Here is a 17752-nt window from a genome sequence, read left to right as displayed (position 1 = left end):
TTTTTTTTAATAAAAAAAATGGCGCACCTTAAAAGTGCGCCCAATACCTTTATAGCTTATTCAATACCAAATTCTCTGGAATTAAAAAATCGGAATCATCCTTAAGTGTTCCGTCAGCACATGTATTTATTTTCTCATAAACCATATTTACACGTGTCCACGTAAGTTGTACCGTAGAACCATTCTGTATAACTTCCAATGTTAAATTTCCTGACTTCTTACGAGAACAACTTGTTAATGATGGTTCACTATAGTGAAGTTCAACTGCATTTAAATTTTCAGTGGTCACAAAGTTACCTCCTATACCTGCTTCGTTAGTATACTTAACTACCCCATTTAACTTAAAAGAAACGATTGTTAAAATCAATTTATCTTCAAAATCATTGTTTTTAAACCATTTATTCCCCATGGCTAAATGCTCATGCTTGGCAATACTTATTTTTAAATAATTTACCCCATCATTAACCTCCCAGACACCAACAAACTTATCTAAAAGATTATTTACATCCTTATAGTATAAAAGATCTTCAATCGGACTATCGTAAAAGTCTACCTGATTTTCTATTGGTACAATTATCTCCGGTTCACCTAGAACCTCACGTTCACCTGTAACCTGCGAGTAACTATTACCTAATACACTAAAAAATACGATTATCAATATTATTATTCTCATTTTGATTGATTTTAAAAGTGCGCCCAATACCTTTATAGCTTATTCAATACCAAATTCTCCGGAATTAAATAATCAGAATCATCATTAGGTGTTCCGTCAGCACACGTAGTTATCGTCTCATAAACCATATTTACACGTGTCCAAGTAAGTTGTACCGTAGAACCATTCTGTATAACTTCCAATGTTAAATTTCCTGACTTCCTACGAAAACAACTCGTTAACGATGGTTCTTTATAATTAAGTTCAACTGCATTTAAATTTTCAGTGCTCACAAAGTTACCTCCTATACCTGCTTCGTTAGTATACTTAACTACCCCATTTAATTTAAAAGATACGATTGTTAAAATCAATTTATCTTCAAAATCATTGTTTTTAAACCATTTATTCCCCATGGCTAAATGCTCATGCTTGGCAATACTTATTTTTAAATAATTTACCCCATCATTAACCTCCCAGGTACCAACAAACTTATCTAAAAGATTATTTACATCCTTATAATATAAAAGATCTTCAATCGGATTATGGTAAAAGTCTACCTGATTTTCTATTGGTACAATTATCTCCGGTTCACCTAGAACCTGCGAGTAACTATTACCTAGTACACTAAAAAATACAATTATCAATATTATTATTCTCATTTTGATTGATTTTAAAAGTGCGCCCAATACCTTTATAACTTATTCAACACCAAATGATCCGGAATTAAAAAATCGGAATCATCATAAGGTGTGCTATCAGAGCATTCTCCCCCGCCTTCTACAACAAAATTTACACGTGTCCACGCAAGTTGTACCGTAGAACCATTCTGTATAACTTCCAATGTTAAATTTCCTGACTTCTTACGAAAACAACTTGTTAATGATGGTTCACGATAGAGAAGTTTTACTGCATTTAAATTTTCCGTGCTCACAAAGTTACCTCCTATACCTGCCTCGTTAGTATACTTAACTACCCCATTTAATTTAAAAGATACGATTGTTAAAATCAATTTATCTTCAAAATCATTGTTTTTAAACCATTTATTCCCCATGGCTAAATGCTCATGCTTGGCAATACTTATTTTTAAATAATTTACCCCATCATTAACCTCCCAGGTACCAATAAACTTATCTAAAAGATTATTTACATCCTTATAATATAAAAGATCTTCAATCGGATTATGGTAAAAGTCTACCTGATTTTCTATTGGTACAATTATCTCCGGTTCACCTAGAACCTGCGAGTAACTATTACCTAGTACACTAAAAAATACAATTATCAATACTATTATTCTCATTATGATTGATTTTAAAAGTGCGCCCAATACCTTTATAACTTATTCAACACCAAATTCTCTGGAATTAAATAATCAGAATCATCATAAGGGATTTCATGAAGGGTACTAAAACAAAAGTCTTATTTATGATATCAATTCTCTGTCCCATATCTTTCAATCCTAGTACTACTAAAGCTATTGTCTGTTAAAAACAAAAATTTTACCGCTAATCATTGATCTTACAGATAGTACCTCATCATTGAGCCCCATAATATCATAACATAAGATAGCTCCACTTTCATCTACAACCTTCAAAAAATACTTATTTGTAATAGCTGTTTCCTCTCCACAAGTACTTGTTATGGTATAATTACTACTTTCAGAAAGCACTTTACTATAGTAATCATCATAGTTGGTATCTCCTATCACAATTTTCACCTAGCTATATTCCTCACTTACCCACGTACCTTTTATTTGGGTTGTAATTTCCGTTATCTCCTGTCTATGGTTAACGTTACTTTGTGCACTTATAGTGCCTACTGCACTAAAAAGTAGCACAATAATTAATGTTAGTGTTCTTATTTTATTAATTATTTTAAATAGCGCTTATAATATCGTGCTTGGTAATAATATGGTAAGTATCGTTTCCTAAATCTACCAGCACCGCATCGTTTTCTCTAGTAATTAACTTTGATAACTTTGCTACCGGAGTATCTTTAGCAACAATTGGGAACGGAGCTCCCATAACCTCTTTCACTGGTAAATCAGACATTTTTCTATCAGAAATATATGCCATTAGCAAATCAGATTCGTTTACTGAACCTACAAAACCATTTACATCTTCTACCGGTATCTGAGATATTTTATATTTCTTCATGCGTTCAATAGCATGCGAAACTAATTCTTCTGTTTTCAAGGTAACTAAAGGCTGACTAATATGATTTTCTATCAGGTCTTCTGCTTTGGTTACTTCTACATCTAAAAAGCCTCTTTCACGCATCCAATCATCATTAAACATTTTAGCTACATAACGGCTACCAGAGTCATGAAACAGTACAACCACTACATCATCTTTGGTAAAATGTTCTTTTAATTGCAACAAACCTTTAATAGCAGCGCCTGCTGAGTTCCCTACAAAAATACCTTCTTCTTTTGCCAGCTTTCTGGTATATACGGCAGCATCTTTATCAGTTACTTTAGTAAAACCATCAATAATGCTAAAGTCTACATTTTTAGGCAAAATATCTTCCCCAATACCTTCTGTTATGTAAGGATAAATTTCATTTTCATCAAACTCACCAGTTTCATGATATTTCTTAAATACTGAACCGTAAGTATCAATACCCCAAATTTTAATATTCGGATTTTTCTCTTTCAAGTATTTACCAACTCCCGAGATGGTACCACCTGTACCTACACCTACCACAAAATGCGTTATTTTACCTTCCGTTTGTTCCCAAATTTCGGGTCCGGTTTGCTCATAATGCGCAAGAGAGTTTGAAGGATTATCATATTGGTTTACATACCAAGCGTTAGGCGTTTCTTCTGCCAATCTTTTAGAAACCGAATAATAAGAACGCGGGTCTGATGGCTCTACGTTTGTAGGACAAACAATTACCTCTGCCCCAACAGCTCTTAAAATATCTATTTTCTCTTTAGATTGCTTATCACTAATTACACAAACTAGTTTATACCCTTTAATAATAGCACCTAATGCTAACCCCATACCGGTGTTACCACTGGTACCCTCTATAATAGTACCTCCTGGTTGTAGCCTACCATCTGCCTCGGCATCTTCTATCATTTTTACCGCCATTCTGTCTTTTACAGAGTTCCCCGGGTTAAATGTTTCTACCTTAGCAAGTATTGTAGCATTACAATCTTCTGTAAGTTTATTAATTTTTACTAATGGAGTATTTCCAATAGTTTCTAATATATTTTTAGCGTATTTCATAGCGTTATCAATGTTCAAGTGTAAATAGGCTTTCAGTAGCCCTATATGTAAATATAGTTATTGCAGTAAAGATAAGTTTATTCATACAAACTCAAAAAAACTCTCTTTACTCAAACTTAATAGCTTTCACTGGGGCTATTCTTGTAATAATATAAGAAGGTATTACAAGCATTAACAAACAAACCAATAATACCCCGGCATTCAACAATAAAATATGTACCGGATTTAAATATACCGGTGCCTCAGTTACGTAATATGTAGTAGCGTCTAATTTTACCAACCCAAATTGTTGTTGTAATAATAACAAACCAATACCAATAAGGTTACCCCATAAGAGTCCTTTACCAATTAAATAAGCAGCATTGTATAAGAATATTTTCCGAATACTCCAGTTACTATTACCAACTGCTTTTAATATACCAATCATAGGAGTTCTGTCTAGCACTAAAACTAGCAAAGCGGTTATCATATTAATACCACCAACAAGTATCATGATCCCAATAATAAGCACAATATTAAAATCGAAATAAGAGATCCAATCAAAAATAAAAATGTATTTCTCTAAAATGGTTTGCGAGTTTAAATCAGACGAAATAGAATTATAAATAACATCACCTGTTTCTTGAATTTGATCAAAATCATCTACAAACACCTCAAAGCCACCTATTTGGTCTTCACTCCATTTATTCATACGTTGAATATGGCGTAAGTCCATAATGATATAAGAAGCATCAAACTCCTGAAAACTGCTATCGTACAAACCTACAATATGCAATTTCATTTGGTTTGGTATATCGCCTCCATCATTCTTTAAAAAGAAAGCTCTTACCTCATCGCCTACTTTTACCTCTAGCCTATTAGCCATGTAAGACGACATTAAAATATCTTCATTTCTATCACCAGAGTAATCAGGTAGCACACCTTCTACTAGGAAGTCGTCCATATATTCCCAATCATAGTCTTTCCCTACACCTTTAGCAATAACACCTTCAAAAGTTTTAGCTGTTCTAATAATACCACCCTTACCAGCTACCGCCTGAATGTGCTTTACATTAGGTACCTCTTTAAAATCTGGATAAAACTTTTGATTGATAGAAATGGGAGTTACAGATACATCCGATTGGTTAGAATCGTAGTTATATATCTGAATATGACCATTAAAGGCAGCTACTTTTTCTCTAATTTTTTGCTGAAGTCCAAAACCAGTAGCTATAGCAACCAACATCATCACCAAACTAATAGCAATAGCTACAATAGCTATTTTTATTATTGATGCCGATATACTATTTTTATCTTCTTTAGCAGTAGCAATACGCTTTGCTATAAAATATTCAAAATTCAAGCTATATGATTTCTCAATTAAGTTTCAAAAATACATTTTTATTATTGGTCATACTACTTTTTTCGTGCGGAAACAATAACGCAGCCAACGAAAAAGCGCCAACCCATAATAAACCAATAGCTACTCCCCCAATTATAACCGGAGCAGAAAACACAGAAGCTTATCTAGCACAATTGAGTAATAAAAAAGTAGGCATTGTTACCAACCAAACAGGTATATTGCAAACCACCAAAGAACAAAATATTGGTGGTGCAACCTTAACTACTACCGAAACCATTCATTTAGTTGATTTTCTTATTCAGAAAAACATAAACATTACTAAAATATTTGCTCCAGAACATGGCTTTAGAGGTACTGCCGATGCAGGTGAGCATTTAAAAGATGGTAAAGATGTGAAAACCGGGCTCCCAATTATATCGCTATATGGAAATAATAAAAAACCTAAAAGTGAGCAACTAAAGGGTTTAGATGTACTTGTTTTTGACTTACAAGATGTAGGTGCCAGATTTTACACCTATATCTCTACCCTACATTATGTAATGGAAGCCTGTGCAGAAAATAATATACCGTTAATTGTTTTAGACAGACCTAACCCGAATGCACACATTATTGACGGCCCTTTGTTAGAAAAAGAAAACAAAAGCTTTGTAGGTATGCACCCTGTACCTGTATTATACGGAATGACGATAGGTGAATATGGCAAAATGATTAACGGTGAAAAATGGTTAAACAATGATATACAATGCCAGCTTACGGTAATACCATGCAAAAATTATACACACCAATCTTTTTATAGTTTACCTGTAAAACCATCACCTAATTTACCTAATGATAATGCCATAGCATTATACCCTAGCCTTTGCTTTTTTGAAGGCACTAATGTTAGTGTGGGTAGGGGAACTAATTTACAGTTCCAATTATATGGAGCACCATTTTTCCCTGAAACCGATTTTAGTTTTACTCCCGCCCCTAATGAAGGAGCTAAAAACCCAAAATATAATGGTACGCTTTGCCATGGGTACAACCTAAGTGCTACAAAACGCCTAAACAAACTAGAATTGAAATGGCTTTTGAACGCCTATAAGATAGCTGATAATAAATCTGATTTTTTTATCTCTTTCTTTACCAAATTAGCGGGTACCAAAAAACTACAGCAGCAAATAGCACAAGGACTTTCTGAAACATCCATTAGAGAAAGCTGGCAAAAAGACCTTGATACTTTTAAAACCATACGTAAGCAGTATGTAATATATGAAGACTAGAAATCAAACTTTCGGTATCTAGACATCATAAACATATAAATACTGTAGCAGACTAACCCCGCAGCTACGACCCCTAATAGAATTGAACCATAAGATGAGTTTTCTAAAAATGAAAAGGCATCCTTGGTATTTTTTATATTGTTGGTATTAGATTCTATAGCAGCTCTAATAAAGAAATATCCTAAAATTAGAAACAATATCCCTCTAGAGGATAATCCGGCCATACCGGTATTTTTTATAACTTTTCTTTTAGAGCTATCTGTAATTGATTTATAGTTGAATTTTTCTAAAAATTTCTTGGTATATACTTTATGAAACTGATTCACCGCTGCACCTATAATAGAAAGTCCAATTATAAAAAACAATACCACTCCAACATCGCCCGTTAGCAAAGAGCTTCCAGGTTTAGAGCCTGAGCCTCCGCTACTATTGCTTACCACTCTCATAACGGCTGAAACTGCTAAAGCACCATAGATAACAGCACTTACAAAAAAGGCTGCTCTTTTTACTTTTCCTTTTTTATCACTTCCTATATTTTCTGGGTCTTGAATAGCCTGAATACCTCGCCAGAATACATAACAAAATAATCCTACCGCTAAAATGAGTAGTAAAACATTACCAAAAGCTTGGTTATCTATAAATGATAAGGCGTCTGATTTGCCAGCTTTTTTGCCTCCTAAATTAAAAGCCGCCAGACAAGTTAACGCTCCTGTGATAAAATAGACTACCCCTTTAGACGCCATACCCGCCTTGGCAATAGTACAAAGATTGGATTTTGAGATCATAGTTTTTATTTAAAAATAAAAACATATTATGCTAGTTTCCAATCTATTATAAAAAGTTTAAATAATTAAACATCAATATGTTATACAAACGTTAAAGCTAAAGTTTAATTTTCTGTTTCATTGCCTCCACTATATTAAATGCAGCCGGACAAATATGTGTATTTTTTAGGGTAAGATTGGTTATTTGCTGAAACTTCTTTCTATCGGTATGCGGATACTCTCTGCAGGCCTTTGGTCGTACTTCATAAATCATACAATAATTATCGGCTGCTAAAAAAGTACAAGGCACAGACTGTAGTACATGGTCATTATCTTCATCTACCCTTAAATACTGCTCTATAAACTGTTGGGGTTTTAACTTTAAATGTTTAGCTATACGTTCAATATCAGCATTGGTAAATAAAGGGCCTGTAGTTTTACAACAGTTAGCACAAGACAAACAGTCGGTTCGCTCAAACTCTTCATCATGTAACTCTTGCATTACATAATCTAAATTCTTTGGCGGCTTTTTTTTAAGCTTTGCAAAGTACTTCTTATTCTCGTTATGTTTATCTTTGGCCAATTGAGGCAACTGTTCTAATGTAGGCTTTACCATAATATATATTCTACATAGCAAAAGTCTTAATTATAATTTATATTTCTAAATATGAAAGATCTTTTTGGCAAAGCAATTTTAGATTATCAACTAGGTAACTATACAGAAGACATTAAAACGGAAACTTCTATTTCTGAAGAAGACGATTTACCGCTACCTTATTTATTCAGGTCGTTTAAAGATATGCCTAAGCTAGAAAGAAAAGCACTAACCCTTGCAAAAGGAAAAGTATTAGACATAGGTTGTGGTGCTGGTAGCCATGCTTTGTATTTGCAAGACACTAAAGAATTAGAGGTTACTGCTGTAGATATTTCTCCGAATGCCATTAGAGCCTGTGAATTAAGAGGTGTTAAAGACGCTAGAAATTTAGATGTAATGACACTAGACAGTACTGAAAAGTACGACACCATTTTACTTTTAATGAATGGTGCTGGTATGTGTGGGAAGCTAGAAAAATTAGGTGCATTTTTAGAAAAGCTAAAATCTATTTTAGCTCCGGGAGGTCAAATACTATTAGACTCTTCTGATATTATATATATGTTTGACGATGATGAAGATGGTGGCGTTTGGATACCCGCAGATAAATCATACTACGGAGAAGTAGACTATATTGTAAAATACAAAGGAGAAACAGAACCAGCTTTTGATTGGATGTATGTAGACTTTACTACATTAAAAAAAGCCGCAAACTATTGCGGCCTTTCGTGTACTTGTATTATGGAAGGAGAGCATTATGACTATTTAGCCAAACTCACCTTATAATTTTATTTATTTTAATGACGCTATCCAAGCATCTCTAATTTCTGCTTCTTTAACGCCAATGTTTTTAGCATTTTTTAAAAACTTACTCATAGCCTCTGTTCTAGAAAACTCCCCGTAAGCCGCAACAGCTTCTTCATCAGTTCTAGAAAGACCATTTGCAACTCTTTGACCAACCTCTGTTTTATAAAAATCAATCATGGTTTGTAAATCTTGTTCGTTTAAATACATAGCATATACCCCAGCTATATCTTCTAACACTGCAGCAATTTTAGCATCTGTTTCAGAAGCTCCACCGTTCTCTAAGAATAAATCGGTGTAATGACTAGCTTTTCCGTTAGCTTTAAATAACTCAATAGCTTTTGATTTAGCAGATGATTGAGCACTAAGTTGTAAACTAACGAACGCTATAAGAACAAAAATAATTTTTTTCATAAGTAGTATGGATTAGTAGTTTAGGTAAAAATAAAACTTTCTACCAATATTAAGTAACTAATAACATTTTTTTTTAATTTGTTACGGAATGTTTAAATATTTGTGAGTTTGTAAAGAAACCTTCCACTTCGGATTGTCCATAACATACTGTACAATGTGCGGAATCATTTCCTCTCTTTTACTCCATTCTGGTTGCATATATAAAATACAATTTTCACCTACTTTAGCAGCTTGCTCTTCTGCAAACTTAAAATCGTGATGATTGTAAATAATTACTTTTAACTCATCTGCAACTTGATAAACACTATCTGTAGGTAATTTTATTTTTTTTGGAGACAAGCACACCCAATCCCATTCACCAGATAACTCATAAGCTCCAGAAGTTTCTATATGGGTTTTGACTCCTTTTTCTTTTAACTGTTTAGTTAATGGCCCCATGTCCCAGGTTAAAGGCTCACCACCAGTAATAACAATAGTATCTGAATATTTAACTGCGTTATCTACAATTTGAGTTATTTCTGTAGGCGGGTGTAATTCTGCATTCCAACTTTCTTTAACATCACACCAGTGACAACCAACATCACAACCACCAACTCTAATAAAATAAGCAGCAGTTCCTTTATAATATCCTTCTCCTTGAATGGTGTAAAACTCTTCCATCAGCGGCAACCATAACCCCTGATTTACCAAACCCATTAATTCTTCTTTACTCATTTTCATCTGGCAAAGATACTAACTATAAAACTATTAAATATAAGATAAAGCTCAAGAAACTTTTACAACTTATAAAACTTTATTAATTTATAGGGTAATGATTTTCTTTTCATAAAATATACCATAATTTTACCCAATAACTCTATTAGAATGTGTATATACAATAGTTTGCACTTCTTAATAGCTTTTATAGAAATATATACTATCAATGAAATCATCCTTATATAAAATTGCGCTTATACTAACTTTGTCTATAACAGTAGTTCTGAGCTGTACTAGTGATAAAGAAAAACCTTTTCTAATTACAAAAGAAGGTATAGGCTTACTTACGCCTTCTACAAGAATTTCTCAATTAGATACTATTTTTCAAAAAGACTCAATTTCTGAGAGTGCTTATGAGGGGGAATTACGTTATGCTAGCACAGAGCGTTATCATATTTTTACTAAAGAAGGTAACCCGCTTATGGAAATCACCCCTTCTCAAGATAGCATTAAAACCATAAGTAATATTAGAATAATTAGTGATTTATACCACACCAAAGCTGGTATTTCTACTAAAAGTACTTTTGGCGATATTACCAAAAACTACACCATTAGCAGTATACAAAACACTTGGAACAGTGTCATTATTTCCATTAATGAATTAGATGTATACTTTACCATTGACAAAAAAATGTTGGATTCTAAATTCAAAAATAATTCCTCAGTTGACATTACTGCAGAAGATATACCGAGTGATACTCCTATTAAATATTTTATGATAAGTTGGAACTAATGTATGAAACAGGGTATTCTAATTATACACGACAATAGCTGTAATACAAACGTATTAATAGAAAAAATTCAGTCAAACGAATTTCCTCAGTTATCATTAGACACCAGTCAGCAAATCCGTATTTTTTCTCCTAAAGTTTTAGAGGCATTTATACAAGAAGAAGAAATACATGAGCGCAATGTTTTTGGCACAAGTAACCAACCCATAAAAACCTTATCGGGTGGTGAGCAAAAGAAAGCATTACTCAACTATCTTATTGCAGCACAACCAGCCGTATTAATTTTAGATAATCCTTTTGACCATTTAGATATTCAAGCTCAAAAAGAATTATCAAACAGATTAGAAACTATTGCTACTACTATTCAATTAATACTTATTCTTAGTAGAACAACGGACATACCAAAGTTTATAAAACAAAAATATTCAGCTACCAACAACACGCTTGTAGCCTATACTAACAACAATACAGCTAACACCATTGTTAAAGACATTGCAATACCTACTCCCATAGAACCACAAGAGTACGGGTACAACTACCTTATACAATGCAAAAACATCAATGTTACCTACCAAGATAAACCCATTTTAAATAATATTACTTGGAATATTAAACCAGGTGAATTTTGGCAACTAACAGGCCCCAACGGATCTGGTAAAACTACCCTTCTAAGTATGATTACCGGAGACAACGTTAAGGGGTACGGCCAAGAACTATATATATTTGGTAAAAGAAAAGGAACCGGTGAAAGCGTATGGGATGTTAAAAAAAGCATTGGTTATTTTACAACCAACCTAACCCAACAATTTAAAGGCAGATATACAGCTGAGCAAATGATTATTGGAGGTTTTTTTGATGCTATTGGTTTATATAATAAACCCACCGATGTACAAAAACAAAAAGCTGCTCAATGGCTGAACGTTTTAGGTATGGAAAATCAAAAAAATACGCTATTCAGAAATTTACCTTTAGGAGCTCAACGCATGATTATGATTGCCAGAGCAATGGTAAAGCATCCGTTATTACTAATATTAGATGAACCTACTACGGGTTTAGATGATCATAATGCAAATCTTTTGGTTACCTTTATCAATAAGATAGCAGCTGAAAGTAATACCACCATTTTATATGTATCCCACAGAGCCGAAAAAGGTTTAACACCAGACCATACCTTTACACTCACAAAAACCTCAGAAGGTTCTATTGGCAACATAATTAACAGCATTTAACCCGAAGTTAAAACTTGTATGAGCATGAAAAAATATACCATTCAAAAAACTCCATTTATTGTCCCTACTACCGATGGCAAATTAATTGAAGAACATTTTGGGAATGCTACTGATGGAAACAAAAATATAAGCATAGCCCATATGGTTGCGCCACCAGGTTGGAGTGAACCCTTTCAAACACCAGAGTTTGATGAATACACCTATATAATAAAAGGTAAAAAACAATTTATTATCAATGATGAAGTGGTAGTTTTACACGCAGGTGAATCAATTAAAATTGAGAAGAATGCAAGAGTTCAATATTCAAATCCGTTTGAAGAAGCTTGTGAATACTTGGCTATTTGTACCCCTGCATTTTCTATAGACCTTGTAAACAGAGAAGAAGCGTAGCATGCAATTAAACCGTGTACATCACATTGCCATCATATGTAGCAACTACGATATTTCAAAAGAGTTTTATACTAAAATCTTAGGACTTGAAATACTTCAAGAAATTTACCGAACTGAAAGAAATTCTTTCAAACTAGACTTAGCACTAAATGGTGAATATATTATTGAGCTATTCTCATTTCCAAATCCACCTCAGCGTCCTTCACGGCCAGAAGCCCAAGGATTAAGACATTTAGCCTTTGAAACCGATAATATTACTGAAGCTCATGACTATTTGAAATCACAAAATATTACAGTAGAACCTATTAGAATTGATGAGCACACAGGAAAACAATTCTTCTTTTTATCAGACCCTGACAACTTACCCATAGAATTCTACGAAAAATAATTTTACACTTTAACATTTACACCTTTCCTAGTTAAAAGTTGTGTTTATATTTTGTTAAGCACCTGACAATGTTCGGTTTTCATTCTTAATTTTAAGAAAAAGCTATTGAGAAAATGAAAACTAAATATTTATACATCATTACTTTCATTCTTTTTTTAGTGTCCTGTGGACCCAAAACAGAGAGTGAACCAACTGTTTTTACTGAAGACAATTATGTAAATGCCATTATAGAGGTACCTTCTGGTGATAAAAGTAATTTAAATTACGATGAAATTTCTAATACGTTTGATGGCGCTAACGTAAAAAAGGCCAACAAATATCTTTCCTATGTTGGTAATTATGGATTTATAACAGGAACTGCAACGAACATTTCTGAGCAAGGAGATGGCTTACCTGTAGATGTTTTGGTACTATCTAAAAGACAAAAATTAGGTAAAATTGTAACTACCAAACCTATAGCCCTTTTAAAACTAGTAAGAAATGGTAAGTTAGATTATAAGGTGATTTCTTTACCATCTAAACCTTCCAGAAACTTTTCTAAAGTAACCTGTTTTAAAGACCTACAAACACAACACCCAGAAATTGAAACCATGGTTGAGATGTGGTTTAAAAACCATGACAAATTAACCAACGAAGATATTGTTGGTTGGGGAAATGAAGAAGAGGCCATAGCCTATATTAAAGCGAATATAAAATCTTAATAAGATGCCAGACAAAACAGCAAACCGTATTAAAAACATACCTCAATACGAGGCCCTACGAGATGAAGGTATGAGTAAGCAAAAAGCCGCCAGAATTGCGAATACACCAAATAGTGGTGAAAAGGGCGGAAAGGCAAGTACTTATGAAGACCGAACTAAGGAAGAATTGTATAACAAAGCCAAAGAAGTAGGTATTGAAGGACGTTCTAAAATGAATAAGAGTGAACTTATTGAAGCATTAAGAAACAATTAATTATACCACCTAACTACACAACAAACAATGGAAAAGAAACATGCATTACACCCTGACCTAGTAAGACAACTATTTATACTTTGTGTAATTATCTTTTTAGGTATTCTAATTACACAAGAAATGATGCCCTATCTCTCTGGAGTTTTGGGTGCCGTTACATTGTACGTCTTATTTAATGTGTGGATGCAAAAAATGCTGGATAAAGGTTTTAAACCATGGGTTGCAGCTACCATTATTTTACTTACATCACTCTCTATAATTGTAATACCTCTTGGTGCCATTACCATACTGTTTGTTACCAAAATCAATGATTTATTTAAGAACAAAGATGACATTACAAACATTATAAATGAGAATATTCAAAAAATAGAAGATATTTTTCCATTTGACATTAGTACCGGTATTAACACATCTAAAATTACCTCATGGGTTTCAGATTACTTTACCAACGTAGCAGATACCACTTTTAATACGTTCATATCTATTACGCTAATGTTCTTTATACTCTATTTCATGCTTATCAATAGAAACTACATAAGAGAATATATTACAATGTATATTCCGTTGAGTGACAAAAACATTAAAACATTAGCTAATGAAAGTAGAGAGATTGTAAAATCTAATGCTATAGGAATTCCTTTAGTAGCATTAATTCAAGGTGTAATTGCATTAGCAGGGTATTTTATATTTGGAATACCAAATCCTATTTTATGGTTTGTAGTTACCTTTGTAGGCTCTATGATACCATTTGTTGGTACGGCATTAGGTATTATACCGGTAACACTTATAATGCTTAGTCAAGGAGACACCTTTGGTGCTTACGGCATACTTATTTACGGAGTAGTTATAGTGGGTTCTGCCGATAATCTATTTAGAATTTTAGTACAAAACAAGCTTGCCAACCTTCACCCTCTTATTACATTAATAGGAGTAGTTATTGGGGTTCCGTTATTCGGTTTTATAGGTTTGGTTTTTGGGCCACTTATGGTAAGTGTATTTTTACTTCTTCTAAAAATATATAAAAACGAATATGGTAAAGAGGCAAGAGAGCTTAATAAAGAACGCATTGAAGCAGATTCTTTCATCGGTCCCTCTTCAGACAATCCTGAAAAAGTCAAGAACTTATAAAATAAAAAAGGCACCTATAAGGTGCCTTTTAATATTATTAGAAGCATGTATTATTTTGCATTGTGACGTTCTCTAGCCAACAATGTATTTTTTAATAACATAGCAATAGTCATTGGTCCTACACCACCTGGTACAGGAGTAATATAACTTGCCTTAGGAGCTACTTCTTCAAAATCTACGTCTCCTGTAATTCTATACCCTTTAGGTTTAGTTTCATCTGGTACACGTGTAATTCCCACATCAATAATTACAACTCCATCTTTTACCATATCCGCTTTTAAGAAATCAGGGCTTCCTAAAGCCGTAATTACAATATCAGCATCTTTTGTAAAAGCTTTTAAATCTTTAGTTCTACTATGTGTTAAGGTAACTGTTGAATCTCCAGGGAAACCTTTTCTACTCATTAAAATACTCATTGGTCTTCCCACAATGTGAGACCTACCAATAACTACCGTATTCTTTCCACTAGTTTCTACATTATAGCGTTTCAACAACTCTAAAATACCAAAAGGTGTTGCAGGAATAAACGTTTCTAACTCTAATGCCATTTTACCAAAGTTAGTAGGATGAAAACCATCTACATCTTTATCTGGGTCTATAGCCATTAATACTTTTTGTTCATCTATATGCTTTGGTAACGGCAACTGAACAATAAACCCATCAATAGATGCATCTTCATTCAACTCTTTTATTTTAACCAAAAGCTCTTCTTCAGTGGTGGTATCAGGTAATGATACCAAGGTAGACTCAAACCCTATCTTTTCACAAGATCTTACTTTACTACCTACATAGGTTAAACTAGCACCGTCATTACCTACTAAAACAGCCGCTAAATGAGGTACCTTTTCACCTCTTTCCTTCATAGCACTAACTTCTTGCGCTATCTCTTCCTTAATTTGTTCAGAAATTTTCTTCCCGTCTAAAATCTCCATATTCGTTGTGTTGTGTTGTTATAGCTATCTGAATAAAAGAACGCCTGAGTTTATAGCAGGCGTTTTAATATTTATCGTTTCATTTTTCCCATCATTTGCATCATCTGGCGTCCACCGCCGCCTTGCATCATCTTCATCATTTTACTCATTTGGTCAAACTGCTTTAGCAATTGGTTTACCTCTTGCACTGTTCTACCACTACCCTTTGCAATTCGTTTCTTTCTGCTCGCATTTAAAACAGAAGGTGTAGTACGTTCGTCAGGAGTCATAGAGTGTATAATAGCCTCTACATGTTTAAAGGCATCATCCTCAATATCAATTCCTTTTAAGGCTTTACCTGCACCAGGTATCATTCCTAAAAGGTCTTTCATACTACCCATTTTCTTTATCTGTTGAATTTGAGATAAGAAATCATCAAACCCAAACTGGTTTTTAGCAATTTTCTTTTGAAGTTTTCTTGCTTCTTCTTCATCATATTGCTCTTGTGCTCTTTCCACTAACGATACAACATCCCCCATACCTAAGATACGGTCGGCCATACGTGCAGGATAGAAAACATCAATAGCATCCATTTTCTCACCGGTACCAATAAACTTAATTGGCTTATCTACTACCGATTTAATAGAAATAGCAGCACCCCCACGTGTATCACCATCTAACTTGGTAAGTATTACCCCGTCAAAGTTTAATACATCGTTAAAAGCTTTTGCTGTATTCACCGCATCTTGCCCTGTCATAGCGTCTACTACAAACAATGTTTCTTGTGGTTGAATTGCTTTGTGAATTTCAGCAATTTCCTTCATCATTTGCTCATCTACTGCTAAACGCCCTGCGGTATCTATAATTACTACATTATGTCCGTTTGCCTTCGCATGTGCTATACCTGCTTGTGCAATAGCTACAGGGTTTGTGTTTCCTTTGTCAGAATATACATCAACCTGAATTTGATCTCCCACAACATGTAACTGATCTACCGCCGCCGGACGATACACATCACAAGCTACTAATAAAGGTTTTTTAGTTCTTTTGTTTTTAAGGAAGTTAGCTAACTTACCAGAAAAAGTTGTTTTACCAGACCCCTGTAAACCAGACATTAAAATTACCGATGGGTTACCGGAAAGGTTTACACCTTCGGCATCTCCACCCATTAATTCTGTTAATTCATCTTTTACAATCTTCACCATTAACTGGCCAGGTTGTAACGATGTAAGTACGTTTTGCCCTAATGCTTTTTCTTTAACTCTATTGGTAAATTGCTTTGCAATCTTAAAGTTAACATCCGCATCTAAAAGAGCTCTACGAACTTCTTTAATGGTTTCAGCTACGTTTATTTCGGTAATTTGCCCATGTCCTTTTAATACATGAAGGGCTTTATCTAACTTATCACTTAAATTATCAAACATAAAACAGCTCTTTTTTTAGAGAGTGGCAAATTTAAGCATTTGGTTTTTAAGTAAGAAACGCTTGCCACAGATTTTAATAAAAGAAAAAAAAGACCGAAGATTACCTCCGATCTTTTAAAGCCAAATTAATTTATTAATGATTACCTTATATTTTTGTCAAGGTAAGATAATCCGTTCCTCCGTTACCCCCTGAAATATCTATTAATTCAATAGTATTTGAAGAGTAGGTTAATACATCCCAATCATCTGATAAATCTTCAAATGCTTCTGGCGACGCAAAGTATATTACAAAATCAATATCATCGTACGTGGTACCCGGGTTATCGTCAGCGCTATCATCGTCACTAGTTATAGCCCAAGTTCCACTAATAGAAGAGTCTCCATTGATAGCCGATAAATTACCATTCTGACTAAAATAAAAAGTATACCCATCAAAATGATAGGTCTCATCGGTACCACTATCAATAAATGAAGACACCTGCCAATTACCAGATACTACAGTACTATTCAGTTCTACAATAACATTTTCTAAACTCTGCCCACCGTCGTCAGACTCGCAGGCGCCAATTACTATAAAACATAGTAACATTAAACTTCTTTTTAACATAATAGCGATATATTTTTATTAAAATTGATGTTTTATCATAAAAAAAGCAAATGTTCCCTATTAATTTTATCAAAAAACTAAAACAGAAGTTTAATAAGTAGCTATTAACTTATCTAATACATATAACTTCATACACCTACATAACGTAAATACCACCTCTTTTTGGGGAGGTGG

22 protein-coding genes are annotated in these 17752 nt (G+C 33.7%); 9 read left to right on the top strand and 13 right to left on the bottom strand.

The window, feature by feature from the left end:
* Positions 1 to 49: 49 nt before the first annotated feature.
* The 6 genes from Y10_RS06335 to Y10_RS06310 all read right to left on the bottom strand — a co-directional run bounded on the left by Y10_RS06335 (position 50) and on the right by Y10_RS06310 (position 5224).
* Positions 50 to 673, bottom strand: a complete 624-nt coding sequence (locus tag Y10_RS06335) for a DUF6705 family protein (protein ID WP_281764519.1) — start codon at positions 671 to 673, stop codon at positions 50 to 52.
* 32 nt (positions 674 to 705) lie between these two features.
* A complete protein-coding gene (locus Y10_RS06330; RefSeq protein ID WP_281764518.1) occupies positions 706 to 1311 on the bottom strand; it encodes a DUF6705 family protein in 606 nt (201 codons plus the stop codon).
* Between the two features lie 32 nt (positions 1312 to 1343).
* The gene (locus Y10_RS06325; protein ID WP_281764517.1) at positions 1344 to 1949 is read right to left on the bottom strand and encodes a DUF6705 family protein; all 606 of its coding nucleotides are present in this window, start codon (positions 1947 to 1949) and stop codon (positions 1344 to 1346) included.
* Between the two features lie 174 nt (positions 1950 to 2123).
* The gene (locus tag Y10_RS06320) at positions 2124 to 2366 is read right to left on the bottom strand and encodes a hypothetical protein (RefSeq protein WP_281764516.1); all 243 of its coding nucleotides are present in this window, start codon (positions 2364 to 2366) and stop codon (positions 2124 to 2126) included.
* Positions 2367 to 2523: 157 nt separating this feature from the next.
* On the bottom strand, positions 2524 to 3882 hold the full coding sequence (locus Y10_RS06315) for a pyridoxal-phosphate dependent enzyme (protein WP_281764515.1): 1359 nt from the start codon (positions 3880 to 3882) through the stop codon (positions 2524 to 2526).
* A 106-nt stretch (positions 3883 to 3988) separates the two neighbouring features.
* Positions 3989 to 5224 (bottom strand): ABC transporter permease, encoded by a 1236-nt coding sequence (locus tag Y10_RS06310; protein WP_281764514.1) that lies wholly within the window; start codon positions 5222 to 5224, stop codon positions 3989 to 3991.
* A 5-nt stretch (positions 5225 to 5229) separates the two neighbouring features.
* Here Y10_RS06310 and Y10_RS06305 point away from each other — a divergent pair, with 5 nt between their 5' ends.
* Positions 5230 to 6486, top strand: a complete 1257-nt coding sequence (locus Y10_RS06305; protein WP_281764513.1) for an exo-beta-N-acetylmuramidase NamZ family protein — start codon at positions 5230 to 5232, stop codon at positions 6484 to 6486.
* On the opposite strand, the gene Y10_RS06300 is transcribed toward Y10_RS06305, so the two are convergent.
* Both Y10_RS06300 and Y10_RS06295 read right to left on the bottom strand, forming a co-directional pair.
* Positions 6483 to 7271, bottom strand: a complete 789-nt coding sequence (locus Y10_RS06300) for a DUF1206 domain-containing protein (protein ID WP_281764512.1) — start codon at positions 7269 to 7271, stop codon at positions 6483 to 6485. The two genes, Y10_RS06305 and Y10_RS06300, sit on opposite strands and share 4 nt — an antisense overlap.
* A gap of 97 nt (positions 7272 to 7368) precedes the next feature.
* The gene (locus tag Y10_RS06295; protein WP_281764511.1) at positions 7369 to 7866 is read right to left on the bottom strand and encodes a YkgJ family cysteine cluster protein; all 498 of its coding nucleotides are present in this window, start codon (positions 7864 to 7866) and stop codon (positions 7369 to 7371) included.
* Positions 7867 to 7917: 51 nt separating this feature from the next.
* Between Y10_RS06295 and Y10_RS06290 the strand changes: the two genes are divergently transcribed.
* Entirely contained in the window at positions 7918 to 8628 is a 711-nt protein-coding gene (locus Y10_RS06290; RefSeq protein WP_281764510.1) for a class I SAM-dependent methyltransferase, read from the top strand.
* 6 nt (positions 8629 to 8634) lie between these two features.
* Here the strand turns inward: Y10_RS06290 and Y10_RS06285 are convergent, their stop codons facing one another.
* Together Y10_RS06285 and Y10_RS06280 are read right to left on the bottom strand one after the other, a co-directional pair.
* Positions 8635 to 9060 carry a DUF2059 domain-containing protein gene (locus tag Y10_RS06285; RefSeq protein WP_281764509.1) on the bottom strand — a complete coding sequence of 142 codons (426 nt, stop codon included), beginning with the start codon at positions 9058 to 9060 and terminating at the stop codon, positions 8635 to 8637.
* Between the two features lie 81 nt (positions 9061 to 9141).
* On the bottom strand, positions 9142 to 9774 hold the full coding sequence (locus Y10_RS06280; RefSeq protein WP_281764508.1) for a 7-carboxy-7-deazaguanine synthase QueE: 633 nt from the start codon (positions 9772 to 9774) through the stop codon (positions 9142 to 9144).
* 208 nt (positions 9775 to 9982) lie between these two features.
* Between Y10_RS06280 and Y10_RS06275 the strand changes: the two genes are divergently transcribed.
* The 7 genes from Y10_RS06275 to Y10_RS06245 all read left to right on the top strand — a co-directional run bounded on the left by Y10_RS06275 (position 9983) and on the right by Y10_RS06245 (position 14636).
* Positions 9983 to 10549 (top strand): hypothetical protein, encoded by a 567-nt coding sequence (locus tag Y10_RS06275; protein WP_281764507.1) that lies wholly within the window; start codon positions 9983 to 9985, stop codon positions 10547 to 10549.
* Positions 10550 to 10552: 3 nt separating this feature from the next.
* Entirely contained in the window at positions 10553 to 11776 is a 1224-nt protein-coding gene (locus tag Y10_RS06270) for an ATP-binding cassette domain-containing protein (protein WP_281764506.1), read from the top strand.
* Positions 11777 to 11800: 24 nt separating this feature from the next.
* A complete protein-coding gene (locus tag Y10_RS06265) occupies positions 11801 to 12166 on the top strand; it encodes a cupin domain-containing protein (protein ID WP_281764505.1) in 366 nt (121 codons plus the stop codon).
* A gap of 1 nt (position 12167) precedes the next feature.
* Positions 12168 to 12554, top strand: coding sequence for an SMU1112c/YaeR family gloxylase I-like metalloprotein (gene gloA2 / locus Y10_RS06260; RefSeq protein ID WP_281764504.1), 387 nt, complete (start codon positions 12168 to 12170; stop codon positions 12552 to 12554).
* A gap of 113 nt (positions 12555 to 12667) precedes the next feature.
* The gene (locus Y10_RS06255) at positions 12668 to 13255 is read left to right on the top strand and encodes an inorganic diphosphatase (protein ID WP_281764503.1); all 588 of its coding nucleotides are present in this window, start codon (positions 12668 to 12670) and stop codon (positions 13253 to 13255) included.
* A gap of 4 nt (positions 13256 to 13259) precedes the next feature.
* Positions 13260 to 13508, top strand: a complete 249-nt coding sequence (locus tag Y10_RS06250) for a Rho termination factor N-terminal domain-containing protein (protein ID WP_281764502.1) — start codon at positions 13260 to 13262, stop codon at positions 13506 to 13508.
* Between the two features lie 27 nt (positions 13509 to 13535).
* On the top strand, positions 13536 to 14636 hold the full coding sequence (locus Y10_RS06245) for an AI-2E family transporter (protein WP_281764501.1): 1101 nt from the start codon (positions 13536 to 13538) through the stop codon (positions 14634 to 14636).
* A gap of 50 nt (positions 14637 to 14686) precedes the next feature.
* Here Y10_RS06245 and folD read toward each other — a convergent pair whose 3' ends face one another.
* The 3 genes from folD to Y10_RS06230 all read right to left on the bottom strand — a co-directional run bounded on the left by folD (position 14687) and on the right by Y10_RS06230 (position 17578).
* On the bottom strand, positions 14687 to 15568 hold the full coding sequence (gene folD, locus Y10_RS06240; RefSeq protein WP_281764500.1) for a bifunctional methylenetetrahydrofolate dehydrogenase/methenyltetrahydrofolate cyclohydrolase FolD: 882 nt from the start codon (positions 15566 to 15568) through the stop codon (positions 14687 to 14689).
* A gap of 71 nt (positions 15569 to 15639) precedes the next feature.
* On the bottom strand, positions 15640 to 16971 hold the full coding sequence (ffh, locus tag Y10_RS06235; protein WP_281764499.1) for a signal recognition particle protein: 1332 nt from the start codon (positions 16969 to 16971) through the stop codon (positions 15640 to 15642).
* A 145-nt stretch (positions 16972 to 17116) separates the two neighbouring features.
* On the bottom strand, positions 17117 to 17578 hold the full coding sequence (locus Y10_RS06230; RefSeq protein ID WP_281764498.1) for a hypothetical protein: 462 nt from the start codon (positions 17576 to 17578) through the stop codon (positions 17117 to 17119).
* Between the last annotated feature and the right edge of the window lie 174 nt (positions 17579 to 17752).

Origin of the sequence: Neptunitalea lumnitzerae, from assembly GCF_027924185.1 — a bacterium.
Lineage (GTDB): Bacteria > Bacteroidota > Bacteroidia > Flavobacteriales > Flavobacteriaceae > Neptunitalea > Neptunitalea lumnitzerae.
Note: the sequence above shows the minus strand (reverse complement) of the source record. Positions and strands in the feature narration are given on the sequence as shown.